This window comes from Sphingobacterium sp. UBA3549 (genome assembly GCF_002376635.1).
Taxonomy (GTDB): Bacteria; Bacteroidota; Bacteroidia; order Sphingobacteriales; family Sphingobacteriaceae; genus Sphingobacterium.
In genome coordinates, this window is the sequence record NZ_DFOE01000037.1 from 497,066 (window position 1) to 513,649 (window position 16,584).

Sequence of the window (16,584 nt, forward strand, 5' to 3'; positions counted from 1 at the left end):
TATAAATAACCATTTACTTATGAATTTATATTATTTTATTTCTATTCTCTTTTTATTTCAACTTCAGCTTGTATACGGACAAGGACGTTCAAAAATCAGCTTTAATGACAATTGGAATTTTACGTTGCAGGATCAGCTGGGCTATCGCTTGAACGACGGAGATGCCCAAGCTTGGGAATCGGTTGAATTGCCTCATGATTGGAGTATCAAAGCTGATTTTGATGCTAGTTACCCAGCAGGTAATGCAGGAGGAGCATTGCCTGGCGGAATTGGCTGGTATAGTAAGGAGTTTAAGTTGCCGACCGCAGATCAGGGTAAAAATATACAGTTGTACTTTGGCGGAGTTTACCGTTATGCAGAAATATGGATTAATGGTGTTTATTTTGGGAAAAAGCCCAATGGTTACCTCTCTTTTACACTGGACCTGACTCCGCATATTAAATTTGGAAATCAACCCAATCGCATTGCTATTCGTGTGGACAATAGTAAACAGCCAAACTCCCGGTGGTATTCAGGTTCCGGAATCTACCGTGATGTTTATCTCCTAAAAAGCAGCGAAGTACACCTCGACGAACAAGAAACTTTTATCACTACGCCGGAAATACAGGGTGTATTGGGACAGCTTAAAGTGCGTTCTAAATTGAATAAGTTGGCGCGACCTAAAGGCGTTGCAGGGAATAAATATCAAATTACTGTATGGGATCCCAAAGGAAATATACTGTTAAAAAAGACAGGGGTTGAGAAAGATGGATATATTGATGCATCACTTCAAGTGGAAAAGCCACAATTGTGGAGCCTAGCGTCGCCAAATTTATATCGTGTGCAACTCACTCTTTTAACTAAAAATAATACAGTCGAAGATCAAATTGAAAAGAGAATCGGATTCCGGACAATTCGCTTTGATGCGAAAACTGGCTTCTACTTAAACGGCGAGGCCTTGAAAATTTTAGGAGTATGTATGCATCATGATTTGGGTGCTTTAGGAGCCGCTTTTAATAAGTCTGCTGCGAAAAGACAGCTTGTCATGATGAAAGAAATGGGTGCAAATGCCATTCGAACTGCACACAATCCACCCGCAGACGAGTTACTTGATCTCTGCGACGAAATGGGAATTTTGGTTTACAATGAAGCATTTGACATGTGGAAAAAGCGAAAAAATAAGTTCGACTACCACATTGACTTTCCTACGGAACACCTCAAGGGTATTGAAGCATGGGTGCGTCGAGATCGCAATCATGCTTCGGTTATCCTATGGAGCATCGGAAATGAAATCCGAGAACAATTTGACTCCACGGGTATTACCTTAACGCAAGAAATGGCCAAATTGGTAAAATCTTTGGATCCAACACGCCCCGTTACTGCCGCCTTGACCGAAAATAATTATGTAAAGAACTTTATCGCACAGGCAGAGGCTTTGGATGTACTGGGCTTCAACTACAAACATGAAGATTATGATAAATTACCTGTAGAATTCAAAAATATACCGCTGTTGGCATCAGAAACTGTTTCTGCCTTACAGACTAGAGGGGTGTATGACAAATTGCACGATACGATTCAGTTGTGGCCAGCATCATCAAAGGACAAATATGTCGTTAACGGTAATCCCGATTTTACAGTTTCGGCCTATGATAATGTTGCTGCCTATTGGGGCACAAGTCATGAGAAAGCTTGGCTAGCGGTCAAGAGTCGTCCTTTTTTGGCTGGAACATTTGTCTGGACCGGTTTTGATTATCTTGGCGAACCCGTTCCTTACCCTTATCCTGCAAGGAGCTCTTATTATGGTATTGTCGATCTTGCCGGTATTCCCAAAGATGTGTACTACATGTATCAGTCTGAATGGACAAACCAGGATGTCCTTCACCTTTTACCGCATTGGAACTGGAAAACAGGTGATACTGTGGACGTATGGGCTTATTATAATAAAGCTGACGATGTCGAGTTGTTCCTGAACGGCAAAAGTCTGGGAACTTCAGCTAAAACAGCAGATCGTCTGCACGCCAGCTGGAAGGTGCCTTTTGAAAAGGGGGAACTGAAAGTTGTTAAAAAGCGAGACGGTAAGATTGTTCAGGAAGCAAGTATGCGTACAGCGGGAGAAGCTAAGCGGGTAAAAGTCTCCTTAGAACATGAAAAATATGCCACAGGGGAATCCCGAGACCTTTATTTTGTGACTGCGGAATTGGTGGACCAAGCAGGACAGTCCGTGTTGCACAATGATCAAGAAATTGAGTTCATTGTAAAGGGAGATGCAAAAGTACTCGGGACTGACAATGGGTTTCAAGCCGATCTAAGAGGGTTGCATCGTCCCAACAGAAAAACATTTAAAGGAAAAGCATTAGGAATTATTCAAAAAATAGCGGATACGCCTTGCACCATAATTATCCGTTCGGTTTTGGGCGATCAACAAATATCGATCTAGGTACAGCGAGATATAGTTTTTATCGTTTTTTGGTGAAATTTAATTCAGGTTCGTTATTCAGTCCTAAGGTAAACAGCTGTACGAATGGTGTTGATGCCCTTCGGCCAATTCCTCAGGGACAGATGGACGCCATTAGCAACCCAGGCGAATTTCTTCAGAACAATGGCTGTTGATAGCATTGTTCTGAGGCCATAAGCCAAGGTGAAACGAAGTAGTATGATATTTTAAAATTATTTTCAGATGAAGCAGACAATTCTCATATGGGTCTTTATATTTTTTTCGCTAGCTGCGTTCTCAGCTCAGGGAGGAGAGATCTATGTGGGTAAACAAAGCAACAAGGAACAACGGGATGGCACTCGGGGAGCTCCATTTTCATGTTTGGAGGATGCCCTGCGTGAGGCTAGGGAATGGCGACGATTAAACGATCCACGCATGCATAAGGGCATCACAATCTGGATTCAAGACGGACAGTATGTGCCTTCCCAAACAATTTTTATCCGACCTGAAGATAGTGGGACTGCCCAAAGTCCCACATGGATAAAATCACTGGGCAGAGAAGCTATATTGTCCGGAGGGGTTACTATTGAAGGTTGGCAGCCCGTAAAAAATGACAAGCGATTGGATCCTGCTATTGCCAAATATGTTATGGTGGCAAATGCACCCCAGGTCGGTGGCAAATACCTTTCTTTCCGCCAATTGTGGGTTGGCTCACGTAAGGCGATTCGTGCAGAAAGTCATGATGATGCCCATTTGCCACGGATTATTAATTGGGATTTTAAGAAGCAGGCTGCTATTATTCCTAACGTATTTCCTGAAAAATTTCACTATAAAGCCGGAATGGAATTTTTTATCCATCAATGGTGGGCAATAGCACAGCTTCGCATTCGTGAGACGATTGTTACTAGAGATAGTATCACACTATTTTTTCATGAACCGGAAGGGAAAATTCAGAACGAACATCCTTGGCCAAAGCCATGGCTATCCAAAGAACATGGCAACTCTGCTTTTCGCTTAGTGAATGCGCTTGAATTCTTGGATCAACCTGGAGAATGGTATTTAGATGAAGAAAATCATCAGGTATATTATTACAAAAGACCTGATGAAAATTTAGACCAGTTAGATGTTGTGGCTCCTTACCTGGAGACAATTCTGACAATGCAAGGTACATTAGAGACGCCTGTTAGCCATGTGTATATCGAAGGGTTGAAATTTCAGCATAGTGCCTGGTTAAGACCTCATTATTACGGTCATGTTGCTTTACAGGCAGGTATGTATTTTTTGGATGCGTATAAATTAGCTAAGCCGGGGACTGTTGATAAAGCTGGGCTGGAAAATCAGGCTTGGTTGGGTCGGCCGCAAGCTGCGGTTCTACTTAGTCATACCGCGTTTACGAAAATTTCTGCCTGCGATTTTGCCCATTTGGCCGCGACAGGCATAGACTATCGGGCGGGCAATTTAAAAGATAGTTTAAATGGAAATCTATTTCAGGATATTGGCGGATCCGGAATATTGCTCGGTCAGTTCTCAGACGAACAAATGGAAGCACATTTGCCTTTTCAGCCCAACAACGAGCGTATCTTGACCGATGGTGTTGTCGTCAGCAACAATCTAATCCAAGATATTGGAAATGAGGATTGGGGAACGGTGGGGATTGGCGCCGGATTTGTCCGCAATGTAGCTATTACGAACAATGAATTGCTGGATCTTCCGTACACAGGAATTAGCTTGGGCTGGGGCTGGACACCTACAGTCAATGCCATGCGAAATAATCGTGTTTTAAAAAATAAGATCACACGTTATGGTAAATACATGTATGATGTAGCTGGTATTTACACCTTATCGGCACAACCCGGAACAAAAATTCAGGAAAATTATATCGATAGCATCTATGTGTCACCTTATGCGCATATTCCTGAGCATTGGTTTTATCTCTATACCGATGAGGGTTCTGCCTATATGAATGTGAGTAACAACTGGTTCCCATCTAATAAAATATTGCAAAATGCCAATGGGCCGAGTGTTGAGTGGATAAAAAATGGCCCCGATGCGGATGCCTGGGTCAAAGACGAAGCAGGCATCGGTCTGCGTTATACCTATTTGTTGTCTGAAAAACGATCAATTCCTAAAAATGCATCTTTCAACGCCTATATTCCTTTTACCAAACCTGTTTTTTTCCAGATCTATGATCCGCAACAGAAATTGACAACACAAGCAATCAAAGGATTTTTGGCAAAAGAAGGAGTGGGTGCTGAACAGATATATCGATGGAACGATTACACGCTCGTCATGACCAGTGATGAGATTGGTAAAAAATTAGCGAGTGCGTGGATTGCTCATTATCCTGAGGTTGAATACAAATTGTTTACCGATCTGTTCTACGACTTTGACCGAAGCCGCTGTGCTGGTAAAAAAGAGATTGATACCGATTTTGTGCTACTGACCGCCCAATTGATCGATGATAAGAAAGAACAGGAGGCCTATTACAACGCACATAAAACACAATTTAAAGAATGGCCCGAGGTTGCGGCAGGTTTCTGTAACGCTGGATTTGACGAAGTGCTCGTCTATCGCAATGGGCGTCAGCTGATGTTATATATTTCTTTTCCAAAAGGACAGGATTTTAAAACAATTGATCTGTTGACAACCAAGGATAATCCACGAGTTGTGGAGTGGAACAAACTCATGAGTTCCTATCAGGAAGGTATTCCCGGAACACGAAAAAATGAAACATGGATTTTTTATAAACAGTAAAATGGAAAATATACAGCAGTTAAAATTAGGGATTTTAGGATTAGGTGAGGGGCGCAGTACGATGTCAGCCGCATTGCAAAGCCCTCACATCGAATTGGTCAAGATTTGCGATCTGAATGAAGAGCTTGGGCGCAAGCGGATGAAAGAGTTTGACTTTCATGCTTATACCAATGACTATCAGGCCATGCTGGATGACGAGAATATTGAAGCCATTGCGATATATACTCCGGATCATCTACATGCGAAGCACATCGAGCTAGCATTGGCACATGACAAACACGTCATCTGTACCAAACCTTTTATCGATAATCTTGCTGATGCCAACGCTTTATTGGAACGCGCAACTCAGAAAAATAAACGTGTTTTTGTCGGACAGAGTTCCCGTTTTTTTGAACCGGTAAAAAAGCAAAGAGAAGATTTTGACGCTGGACTTATTGGTGACTTAATTACGATCGAAGGTTATTATCACGCTGATCACCGCTGGTTTTTGGATAAACCTTGGTCTTTGCAGTCTTCTTTCAAATGGCTTTATGGAGGATTGAGCCATCCAGTTGATTTCATCCGCTGGTACCTCCCCAATATTGAAGAGGTGATGGGCTATGGCATGTTGAGTGCTAATGGGAAAAAAGGTGGGCTTCAAAATGTTGATACGATGCATTTTATTTTTAAAGCCGAAGATGGCCGGGTCGCCCGTGTGAGCGGGGCGTATACGGGGCCGGTGCAGCCTGTCACACGAGATAGCGAAATGAGCTGTATTCTAAGAGGGACAGAAGGGGCGAGCCAGGCTGACTATATGGACCTTCGTTATGCGATTACCGATAAAACCGGTGAAGAGCGCATGTTGACTTGGGAGCATAAACTAAAACACTATTTCCGTTTTGAAGGAAAAAGCCATCACGCTGGTGAGTATCAAAATTACCTAGAGCATTTTGCAAAAGCCATACGTACTGGAGAGGAAGCCTATCCAGATATGAAAGAAGGTATTGGGACAATAGCTTTATTGCAAGCTATGGATGAATCATTGACAACAGGAAAGCCTGTCCGTCCAAAGGAACTGCTGGAAAGATATGGTGTCGACTTGAGCTTAGGAAGATGAACAGTATCTTAGACAAGTTAACCATTTACGACTATTGCATCGTCGTAGCCTATTTGTTAGTATTACTGACAATCGGCCTCTTGTCATCTCGTAAAAAGGTAGAAGGGGCAGAACACTTCCTAGCCAGCAAATCCTTAAGCTGGTACAGTATTGGCTTCAATATGTGGGCGACCAATGTTGGGCCATCTATGCTGCTCGCATTCGCTACAGTAGGTTATACAACAGGTATAGTTGCAGTCAATTTTGATTGGTATGCTTTTATCTATTTATTTTTGTTAGCGGTGGTTTTCGCACCCCGCTATATTGCTACTGGAGTACGTACCTTACCCGAGTTTATGGGCAAGCGGTTCGGTCCAAATACGCAGACTATTCTGGCTTGGTATTCATTGGTAAAAATGCTTATTTCATGGTTGTCGTTGGGACTATTTGCTGGCGGATTTTTAGTGCGGCAGATTTTAGGTATTCCAATGTGGCAATCGGTTACTGTTTTAGTCTCCCTAGCTGGTCTGTTTGCGTATACGGGTGGATTAAAGACAGTTGCTAAAATCAATATCTTTCAGATGATCTTGCTGATCGCCGTGTCGGCCTTTTTAACTTTTCTGGGATTGTCCAAAATCGGAGGGTTAAGTGCTTTGGCACAGCAGACTCCGACTAGCTATTGGTCATTGATCAGACCTGCGAGTGATCCAGATTACCCCTGGTATGCCATCGCCTTAGGATATCCAGTGGCAGCGATCGCTTTTTTCTGTACGGATCAAGCCATGGTACAATCAGTTTTGGGAGCCAAGAATCTCGAACAGGGGCAACTAGGAATTAACTTTATCGCTTGGCTCAAGATACTTTCCTTGCCGTTGTTTATCCTCACCGGTATCATCTGTTCGGTTTTATTTCCGGGACTTAAAGACCCATCACTTGCTTATATGACGATGGTGACTAACCTGTTTCCTACAGGCCTGAATGGATTGGTAATCGTGGTGTTAATTGCTGTATTGGTGGGCACCATTGGTTCGTCGCTTAATTCCTTGAGTACGGTGTTCACCATGGACATTTACCTCAAGCATATTCGACCAAAAGCAAACAATCAGCAGATTACGCAGATAGGCCGATATACGGTGATTGTGGGCTGTTTAACTTCGGTTTTCGTCGCACTGGCGATCGATCAAATTAAAGGACTTAATCTTTTTGATGTGTTCCAATCTATCCTTGGATTTATCGCGCCCCCTTTAGCGGTCGCTTTCCTGATGGCTGTGTTATGGAAACGGACTAATCGAGCAGCTATTAATACCATTTTAACCTTAGGAGCGCTACTAAGTTTGGGCACAGGAATATGTTATCTTTGGATATTTCCTAAAGATGTCTATACTTTTTGGCCGCATTACTTGATGCTTTCATTCAGTTTGTTTGTTCTATTGCTGCTTATTGGAATTGGTGTATCGTTGCTCCTTCCAAAATCAGCTTACGAAATAGCACATCAGCATATGGTCGAGATTAAGATGGACAAGCCAAGTAACCTGGTTAAGATCGCTTGGACAATTTTATTTGTCGTAATGCTATTGTTGTACACGGTGTTGAAATGACTTTTTCACCTTAATCCGAGATTGGATTCAATTTGTGATCGGCATTTTTCTAGGCTTGTTACAATGTCCTCCGTGGATACAGTATGCTCAGTTTGACGTCGGATGAGTTTTGAAACAGTGAGGCAGGCGATTATACCTGTTTCGTTGGTTCCTATAGGGACGGAAATATCGATAATGCCCTCTGCGTAAGCACTGGGCATCTCATAAAATCCTTTCATTCTAATATCTTCCAAATCGCTGTCAAACTGTTGACGCTCTGTTTTCTTCAAGCTTTTGTAATAGGGATCAGCTCCTAAAATGGATTTTCTTTTTTCAGCATCTGAAAAACTTAAAAGAAGCTTGCCAGAAGCCGTTTGTGAAGTATTGTACAGCTTTCCTTCTTCAACCACGATGCTGATGGGGGATGATCCTTTGGCGTAGGAAATTACCATGACTTGGTTATCGTAGATCACACAGAGATGACATGGATCCTTAATTTCATTGGAGCTCTCTTGCATTGGCAATAATGAGGTGGCCCGTAATTTCTCTACAAAAGAGTGGCGATGCGATAGATAGTATAACTTCAGGGAAAGCGAATATTTGGATGAAATCTGATCACGATGAATATAGCCATTGGACTCCAGCGATGCAAGCATCCGATAGATCTCATTGGGACTTCGATTTAAGCCAAGGGCGATCTCGGATTGTGATTGCGCCGTTGGTTGCAAGGCCAGAAATTCCAGGATCTGCAATCCCTTTTCGAGTGCTGGCGCTTTATATTTATCGGAGCTATTTAATGTCATAAAATATTTTGCTAACAAATGATTGGGATAAAGATAAAAAAAGTATTTGAAGAGGCGTTTTTAGCGATCCAAAAAAAACAGGTTAAATTTTTATATTCAAATATTGTATTTATATTTGAATATTATAAACCGCTTTTTTCATTGCGAAAAAGCATTAGAAGGGAAAAAGATTATAAACATATTTAATACCAACATTAGATTATAGTATTGCGCTGCTTATGCTATATTATCTTGCCTGGATAATCAAGAAGAACAGGATAAAAATAGCTACAACTACAATGTTATGTTTTACTGTTTTTGGAGATTAGAATAACTTGATGTTTGGTAATCAAATGGTTGATAAGGATCTCAACAAGACTACATAAAATAATACATAAATACAATGACAGAGAAAATCCGGTTAAAGGGGATTACCTGGGGGCATTCGCGAGGTTTTGTGCCAATGGTTGCAACGGCACAACGTTATGAAGAATTACATCCGGAAGTAGAGATTGTTTGGACAAAACGTTCTTTGCAGGAATTCGCTGATAAGTCGGTAACGGATTTAGCCAAGGAATATGACCTGTTGGTGATCGATCATCCGTGGACTGGACATGCCGCTGCTAAGGGGATGCTGGCTTCATTTGATGATTATCTGTCCACGGAGTTTTTGGCCGGTCAACAGGCGAATAGTGTTGGGAAGTCTTATGAAAGCTACAACTTTCTAGGCAAGCAATGGGCCTTGGCTACAGATGCGGCGACACCAGTGGCTGCAAGTCGCCCAGATATTTTACGTTCGCTAGGTGTGCCGCTCCCGCGTACCTTTGAAGAAGTCTTGGCCTTAGCTAAAGCAGGACGGGTTGGATTTTCACTGTTGCCGATTGATTCTTTGATGCACTTTTATGGTCTTTGTTGTTCTTTGGGTGAAGAACCCTGCCAAAACGACGAAAAAGTAATCAGCGAAGCCGTCGGAGTACAGGTCTTAAAATTATTCAAATCACTTGCGGATGAATTGGATGCTGGATTTTATGAGAAAAATCCCTTCAAAGTGTTCGAAGAAATGACGCAGCGGGATGAAATTGCCTATTGTCCATTTGCGTATGGTTATTCCAATTATGCGCGAACTGGTTATGCCCGTAAAGTATTGCATTTTCATGATTTAGTGTCGTTAAACGGTACGCCAATGATTAGCACACTGGGTGGTGCGGGATTAGCAGTATCCTCTCAGAGCAAACATATTGCTGTGGGTATGGATTACGCCCAATTTGTTGCGTCACCAGAAATTCAGGCAACATTATATGTCGAAAATGGTGGTCAGCCGGGACATTTAGGTGCTTGGGAAGATGAGCAAGTCAACGCCTATACGGCCGACTATTTTAAAAATACCCTGCCTACATTGGAGCGTGCCTATCTGCGCCCGCGGTATGATGGTCATCTGTATTTTCAGGATCACGCCGGTGATATTGTAGTTGACTATCTCAGACAGGGCGGGGATGAAGTTGCCGTATTAGAAAAGATGAACAAGATGTATCGGGAATCATTAGTGGACAAAGAAGACAATGGATAATAAACCACTGGAAGGACTTTTAGTTCTCGAGTTTTCACAATTTATGGCCGGGCCAACCGCTGGCCTGCGGTTGGCTGATCTCGGTGCCCGAGTTGTCAAAATCGAGCGTCCTGGCGCCGGAGAAGGCGGACGACAGATTGCGATTAAAAATATTTTTGTAGATGAGAGCAGCCTGGTGTTTCATACCATTAATAGAAATAAAGAATCGTATGCGGCCAATTTGAAAGACGAAAATGATCTGGAAAATATTAAGAAATTAATCCGTCAGGCGGATGTAATGACACATAACTTCCGTCCGGGGGTGATGGAAAAGATCGGTTTGGATTATGAGAGCGTACGGAAAATCAATCCAAAGATGATCTATGCCACAGTAACGGGCTACGGTAATGAAGGGCCATGGTCCAAAAAACCGGGTCAGGATTTGCTGGTGCAGTCGCTGTCGGGACTTTCTTGGCTATCGGGCTGTGCGCAGGATGGACCAGTACCTTTTGGATTGGCTGTGGTCGATATGTATTGCGCGACACATCTGACACAAGGTATATTGGCGGCATTGTTGAAACATGCCCGTACCCAACAGGGCGCTCTTGTTGAAGTCAGTTTGCTTGAATCTGTGTTGGATATGCAGTTTGAAATGCTGACCACACATGTCAATGATGGACGTAAGTTGCCACAGCGCTCGGCTGTTCGAGGCGCAGGCCATGCTTATTTAAGTGCACCCTATGGACTTTATAAGACACTAGATAGTTATCTAGCTTTGGCTATGGGCAATGTGGGACATATTGCAGAAACAATAGGTCTGTCTAGTGAGCCTTATCAAGATGCTTCAACCTGGTTTTCGCGACGTGATGAAATATTGGAGGCCTTTGCTACGGTATTGTGCCAGAAGACCACTAGCGAATGGGTATCCCGTTTGGAATCGGAAGGGATCTGGTGTGGTGCAGTCAACGATTACCATCGTTTTTTTGAGGAGCAAGGTTTTAAGGAGACAGGGATGTTGCAGGAAGTCAGTTTACAAGACGGTACCGCGCTAACCACCACCCGTAGTGTTTACCAGATTGATGGAAAGCGTTTATATGCGGACAAACCTGCACCAAAAGTGGGCCAGCATACCGCATCAATTGTTCACGATTATTTAGAAAATTAATATGTTACCATTAGCAGGCTATACCGTAGTCGACTTTAGTCAATTTTTATCCGGCCCATTAGCAAGTTTACGGCTAGCCGACTTAGGTGCGCGGGTGATAAAAATAGAAAAACCAGAGACGGGTGATATTTGCAGGCAATTATATACCTCGGATACCATACTCAATGGTACTTCAACGGTGTTTCATGCCATTAATCGGAATAAAGAAAGTCTGGTGTTGGACTTAAAAAGTGAATCCCACAAACAGATCATACGTGATTTAATCGCGCGGGCAGATGTGGTGCTGCACAATTTTCGTCCAGGTGTCATGGAACGTTTGGGCTTTGACTATGCAAGTGTCCGAGAGATCAATCCGACGGTGATCTATGGAGAAATTTCAGGGTATGGAAAAGAAGGACCTTGGGTGAAACGACCTGGACAAGATTTATTATTGCAATCACTTACCGGGATGACCTGGTTGAGTGGCGACGCAAATAATGGTCCAGTGGCCATGGGACTTTCCATTGTGGACATGTTTGCCGGCTCGAATCTATGTAGTGCCGTCTTGGCTTGCCTGTATCGTCGTGCGATACACCAAATGGGGGCACACGTGCATGTTAGTATGTTGGATTCTGCTGTAGATATACAATTTGAGGCTGTCACAACCTATTTTCGTGATGGTAAATTGTTACCCCAACGTAGCGAGGTGAGCAATGCACATGCATATTTGGCTGCGCCATATGGCGTTTATCGTACCCAAGATGGTTTTCTGGCACTTGCTATGGGCTCTATTCCTTTTCTTACCAAATTATTAGATTGCACAGCGCTGGAAGGCTTCGCGGACGGTGAACAGGCTTTCCGCGAAAGAGATACCATTAAAGCGATATTAACGGAACACTTGGCAACAGCATCTACGGCGCATTGGTTAGCAATACTGGAAGCAGCAGACATCTGGTGTGCCGATGTATTGGATTGGCGCCGTTTGACCGAGCACGATGCTTTTAAAGTGCTAGAAATGCTACAAGAAGTAACGATGGGCGACGGCTTCCATTATGAGACCACCCGTTGTCCGATTCGTATCGATGGCGAGCGTTTGACTGCGACAAAAGGTTCGCCCAAATTAGGTGAGCACACCGCTAAAATACTGGAGGAACTGTATGGATAAGTTACGTTTTGCTGTCCGGAAATTCGACCCCTTTGAGCGTGCCATGGAGAAATGTTGGGCGGCTTATCAGGAGCTATATCCATCGGATATGGAGATAGAGTTTGTTCCATTAGATTTAGAGGAATTGACAGCAGCCTTCTTTGAGAACCAAGGCCTTTATAATGGTGACTGGGATATTGTCCATATCAATACCGATTGGATCGCACGTGCTTACGATACGAAAGGTTTAGCTAATCTCGATCTTATGCTTGATCAATATCCACCCGAAGAAGTGGAGTGTGCATGGCCCGAAAGTTTACAGGCTTTACAACGTTTTGATGGACAGGTGTTTGGTTTGCCTTTTCATGATGGTCCTGAATGCCTGGTCTTCCGGAAAGATCTGTTCGATGACCCACAGGAGCAGAGCCGTTTTCACGCGCTTTACGGAAAGCCTTTGGCTGTTCCAACAACCTGGACTGATTTTTTAACCGTTGCCACATTTTTTACCCGTCCGGAAGATAACCTGTACGGAACCGTGTTTGCCGGTTATCCGGATGGACACAATGCAGTATTCGATTTCTGTATTCAACTTTGGTCCCGTGGAGGCGATTTGCAGCAACGAGAGATACCTGTTAAGCTGGATCAGCCATTGGCTGTAGAAGCATTGGATTTTTATAGAGGGTTATTTAAAGAGAGTAGGGGATTGCACCCCGAATCGGCCAATTATGAATCCGTGCAGGCCGGTGCCGCCTTTGCGCGGGGAGAAGTAGCCATGATGGTCAATTGGTTTGGATTTGCATCCTGGGCACAAATTGATGCGGCGTCGGCAGTGCAAGGTAAGGTAGATGTAGCAGCCATTCCTTCAGCAGAAGGGGGAATGTCTCCTTCATTAAATGTGTATTGGTTGTATGCAATCCCAGAAGGTAGCCGTCATAAGCAGTTGGCTTATGACTTTATACGTTTTGCAGTCGGACGCCAACAAGATAAGCTGCTTACTGTCGAAGGAGGAGTAGGCTGTCGTTACTCCACCTGGTATGATTCCGAAATCAATCAGATGATACCCTTTTATAATAAATTGGCTGAATTGCATGATACTGCACGTACATTACCGCGCTTGGCCAACTGGCCGCAGATTGCACATATCATTGATGAGACCGTCATAGCAGCGATTAATTCCGAGGAGAGTAGTCTTTCATTATTGACTAAAGCACAGAAAAAACTAAATACATGGATAGGATAGACATTCAATATAAAACCCTATTACCCCAAACGTCTTTGCCCATTATTATAATAGGCGCAGGCGGTATAGTAAAAGATGCACATCTCCCTGCTTATCGTAAGGCCGGCTTTCATGTGCATGGTATTGTCAATCGTACAAGGGCGAAAGCAGAAGCATTGGCACAGGATTTCGGTATTCCGAATGTGTACGATACGGTGGCGGATGCCGTCGCGCAAGCACCCGAAAATGCGGTGTACGATATGACGACTATGCCGGATATCTATATCGAAACCTTGGAGACTTTGCCCGATGGAGCAGCGGTATTGATCCAAAAGCCGATGGGCGATTACTATGCCGATAGCCAGGCAATCTTGGAGGTCTGCCAGCGCAAGGGTTTGGTGGCTGCGATCAACTGTCAGTTGCGTCAGGCGCCTTTTGTCAATGCGGCTCGTTGGCTGATCGATCAGGGCTACATCGGCGAACTCTACGATATGGAGGTGCGCGTAGCCGTGCATACCCCTTGGCAGCTTTTTCCACACGTGATGGTGCATCCGCGTTTGGAAATACTGTACCATAGCGTGCATTATATAGACCTGATCCGTTCCTTTTTGGGTACACCGGCATCGGTTTATGCCAAGACCTTGAAGCATCCAGCCAAAGAGCTATCTTCGAGCCGGACAACCTTGTTATTTGATTATGGGGATACTATGCACGCGGTGGTTAATACCAATCACGACCATGAATTTGGACCGCACAACGAAGAAAGTTACATCAAATGGGAAGGGACTAAAGGAGCGATCAAAGCTACGATGGGCTTATTGATGGATTATCCGCACGGCGTGCCCGATGTATTTGAATATTGCATCAAACCGACAGACGGTAGTAAGCCGCAGTGGGTACAATTCCCGATCGAAGGGACTTGGTTCCCCGATGCCTTTATCGGTAGCATGGGTAGCTTGATGCGCTTTAAACTGGGCGAAATTGCTGTGTTACCGGCGGCGGTGGAGGATGTTATCGAGACCATGGCCGTCGTGGAGGCTGCTTATAAAAGCAGTGCTCAGGGCGGTGTACCTATCGTAGAGACTAGAAAATAAAGATTGGAGATCAGCGAGCAGGAACTAGAGGTTATAAACATAAATTAAACAATATGCATTTTGAATCGATTTTTTTTGAAGACTATATATTAAACGACAAACGGACGACATTGGGCCGTACGATTACCGAAACAGATTTTGTTGTTCATGCTGGACATACAGGCGACTTTTTTCCACATCATCTCGATGCGGAATGGTGCAAGACCCAACCTTTTGGACAGCGCATCGCGCACGGAACAATGATCTTTGCGATTGGTATCGGACTGACGGCCTCAGTTATTAATCCGGAAGCATTTTCCAAAGGCTACGATCGCCTTCGTTTTGTCAAGCCTGTGTTTATTGGCGATACCATTCGTGCTGAAGTGACTATTTCGGAAAAATCCGCTGCGAAAAATCCAGAGTTCGGTACCGTAGTTGAACATGTGGAAATTATCAATCAACATGCTGAAGTCGTACTGGTTGCAGACCATATCCTGCTGGCAAAATGCAAGGAAGCGTCAACTTAACTGATAGGGACATGGAAATTGGTACAAAATCATCGATCAAATCAACCGAGACATTGTCTAATAAGCGCTACCTGCTTGCTTTCGTTCTGATTGTCAGTCTGTTTTTTTTATGGGGTATGGCTCATAATTTAAATGGCATTCTGATTCCGCATTTGAAGAAAGCCTGTCAGTTGGATAACAGCCAGTCAGCACTGGTAGATACATCAATATTCTTCGCTTACTTTATTATGGCTCTACCGGCAGGTTATATATTACGCAGGTGGGGATATAAGTTGTCTATTATTATCGGACTGCTGACTTTTTCCGTCGGCGCATTTTTATTTATCCCTGCGGCAGATCACCGGATGTATGAACTCTTTTTACTGGCTTTATTTATTATTGGTTGTGGCCTAGCTTTATTAGAAACAGCGGCGAATCCTTACGCAGCAGTTTTGGGTAAGCCCGAAGCGGCAACCCACCGCCTTAATTTGGCGGCCTCTTTTAATGGGTTGGCAGCAGTGGTGGCACCAGTGATAGGTACGACCTTTATTTTGTCGGGTACGAGCTATTCAGAAAATGAACTGGCGGCTATGACGGAGAGCAGTCGCTTAGCATACCTGCTCCATGAGGCATCTGCAGTAAAAATGCCTTATTTGATATTAGGATTAATCCTAGTTGTTGTAGCGCTCATCTTTTTATTTATAAAACTGCCTGAAATACAAGGTGATAAAGTCGAAGGAGATAAAGAGAAAAAGACTGGCTTATTTGCTGTACTTCGACACAAGCATTTGAGTTTTTCTGTGATCGCGCAGTTTTTCTATGTTGGAGCACAGGTTTGTGTAACCAGTTTTTTTATTCGTATGGCACAGCAGGGAGCAGGTGTCGATGAGAAAACTGCGGGGTATTTCCTAGGTGTATATGGTTTGCTCTTTATGGGCGGACGTTTCGTCGGTACCCTATTGTTGCGTTATACGACCGCGCAGCGTTTATTGGCTATTTATGCTGTTTGTTGCGCTATATTGGCAACTGTAGCCATTTCAGGTACAGGTATGATCATTTTGTATGCACTAGGTGGACTTGGCTTCTTTATGTCAATTATGTTTCCAACGATCTTCTCACTAGGTATTGCTGGACTAGGGAATGAGACGAAACAGGCTTCTTCTTGGCTAATTATGTCCATTGTCGGAGGCGCGGTATTTCCATTTGTAACGGGAAATATTATTGATGCGGTACATGATAATACACAGATTGGCTATAGTGTACCCTTGGTTTGTTATCTCGTTATTTTATGGTTTGCACTGAAAGGATATAAACCGGCAAAAGCCTAAGTTGTGTCTCAGCGTGTATTTTA

General features: G+C 43.6%; 12 protein-coding genes. 11 read left to right on the plus strand and 1 reads right to left on the minus strand.

Annotated elements, in window-relative coordinates; genetic code table 11:
* The first annotated feature begins 19 nt into the window (after nucleotides 1-19).
* The 4 genes from B2W36_RS20790 to B2W36_RS20805 all read left to right on the plus strand — a co-directional run bounded on the left by B2W36_RS20790 (nucleotide 20) and on the right by B2W36_RS20805 (nucleotide 7,840).
* Nucleotides 20-2,416 carry a glycoside hydrolase family 2 TIM barrel-domain containing protein gene (locus tag B2W36_RS20790; protein WP_293883873.1) on the plus strand — a complete coding sequence of 799 codons (2,397 nt, stop codon included), beginning with the start codon at nucleotides 20-22 and terminating at the stop codon, nucleotides 2,414-2,416.
* A 240-nt stretch (nucleotides 2,417-2,656) separates the two neighbouring features.
* Nucleotides 2,657-5,167 (plus strand): L-rhamnose mutarotase, encoded by a 2,511-nt coding sequence (locus tag B2W36_RS20795; protein ID WP_293889409.1) that lies wholly within the window; start codon nucleotides 2,657-2,659, stop codon nucleotides 5,165-5,167.
* A 1-nt stretch (nucleotide 5,168) separates the two neighbouring features.
* A complete protein-coding gene (locus B2W36_RS20800; protein ID WP_293889410.1) occupies nucleotides 5,169-6,263 on the plus strand; it encodes a Gfo/Idh/MocA family protein in 1,095 nt (364 codons plus the stop codon).
* Nucleotides 6,260-7,840, plus strand: a complete 1,581-nt coding sequence (locus B2W36_RS20805) for a sodium:solute symporter family transporter (protein WP_293889411.1) — start codon at nucleotides 6,260-6,262, stop codon at nucleotides 7,838-7,840. Before B2W36_RS20800 ends, B2W36_RS20805 begins: the two co-directional genes overlap by 4 nt.
* Nucleotides 7,841-7,845: 5 nt before the next feature.
* Here the strand turns inward: B2W36_RS20805 and B2W36_RS20810 are convergent, their stop codons facing one another.
* Nucleotides 7,846-8,622 (minus strand): IclR family transcriptional regulator, encoded by a 777-nt coding sequence (locus B2W36_RS20810; protein ID WP_209578213.1) that lies wholly within the window; start codon nucleotides 8,620-8,622, stop codon nucleotides 7,846-7,848.
* A 382-nt stretch (nucleotides 8,623-9,004) separates the two neighbouring features.
* Here B2W36_RS20810 and B2W36_RS20815 point away from each other — a divergent pair, with 382 nt between their 5' ends.
* From B2W36_RS20815 to fucP, 7 genes are read left to right on the plus strand one after another with little or no spacing between them, the layout of a single operon-like run.
* Complete coding sequence (locus tag B2W36_RS20815; RefSeq protein WP_293889412.1) at nucleotides 9,005-10,168, plus strand: ABC transporter substrate-binding protein; 1,164 nt, start codon at nucleotides 9,005-9,007, stop codon at nucleotides 10,166-10,168.
* Nucleotides 10,161-11,312: a CaiB/BaiF CoA transferase family protein gene (locus tag B2W36_RS20820; RefSeq protein ID WP_293889413.1), complete on the plus strand. Its 1,152-nt coding sequence runs from the start codon at nucleotides 10,161-10,163 to the stop codon at nucleotides 11,310-11,312. The genes B2W36_RS20815 and B2W36_RS20820 overlap by 8 nt, the downstream gene beginning before the upstream one ends.
* Before the next feature lies 1 nt (nucleotide 11,313).
* Nucleotides 11,314-12,456: a CaiB/BaiF CoA transferase family protein gene (locus tag B2W36_RS20825; RefSeq protein ID WP_293889414.1), complete on the plus strand. Its 1,143-nt coding sequence runs from the start codon at nucleotides 11,314-11,316 to the stop codon at nucleotides 12,454-12,456.
* Nucleotides 12,449-13,675: an extracellular solute-binding protein gene (locus B2W36_RS20830; RefSeq protein WP_293889415.1), complete on the plus strand. Its 1,227-nt coding sequence runs from the start codon at nucleotides 12,449-12,451 to the stop codon at nucleotides 13,673-13,675. The genes B2W36_RS20825 and B2W36_RS20830 overlap by 8 nt, the downstream gene beginning before the upstream one ends.
* Complete coding sequence (locus tag B2W36_RS20835) at nucleotides 13,663-14,748, plus strand: Gfo/Idh/MocA family protein (RefSeq protein WP_293889416.1); 1,086 nt, start codon at nucleotides 13,663-13,665, stop codon at nucleotides 14,746-14,748. Before B2W36_RS20830 ends, B2W36_RS20835 begins: the two co-directional genes overlap by 13 nt.
* A gap of 53 nt (nucleotides 14,749-14,801) precedes the next feature.
* Nucleotides 14,802-15,254, plus strand: a complete 453-nt coding sequence (locus B2W36_RS20840; RefSeq protein ID WP_293889417.1) for a MaoC/PaaZ C-terminal domain-containing protein — start codon at nucleotides 14,802-14,804, stop codon at nucleotides 15,252-15,254.
* A gap of 11 nt (nucleotides 15,255-15,265) precedes the next feature.
* Nucleotides 15,266-16,561, plus strand: a complete 1,296-nt coding sequence (gene fucP / locus B2W36_RS20845) for an L-fucose:H+ symporter permease (protein ID WP_293889418.1) — start codon at nucleotides 15,266-15,268, stop codon at nucleotides 16,559-16,561.
* Nucleotides 16,562-16,584: the final 23 nt, after the last annotated feature.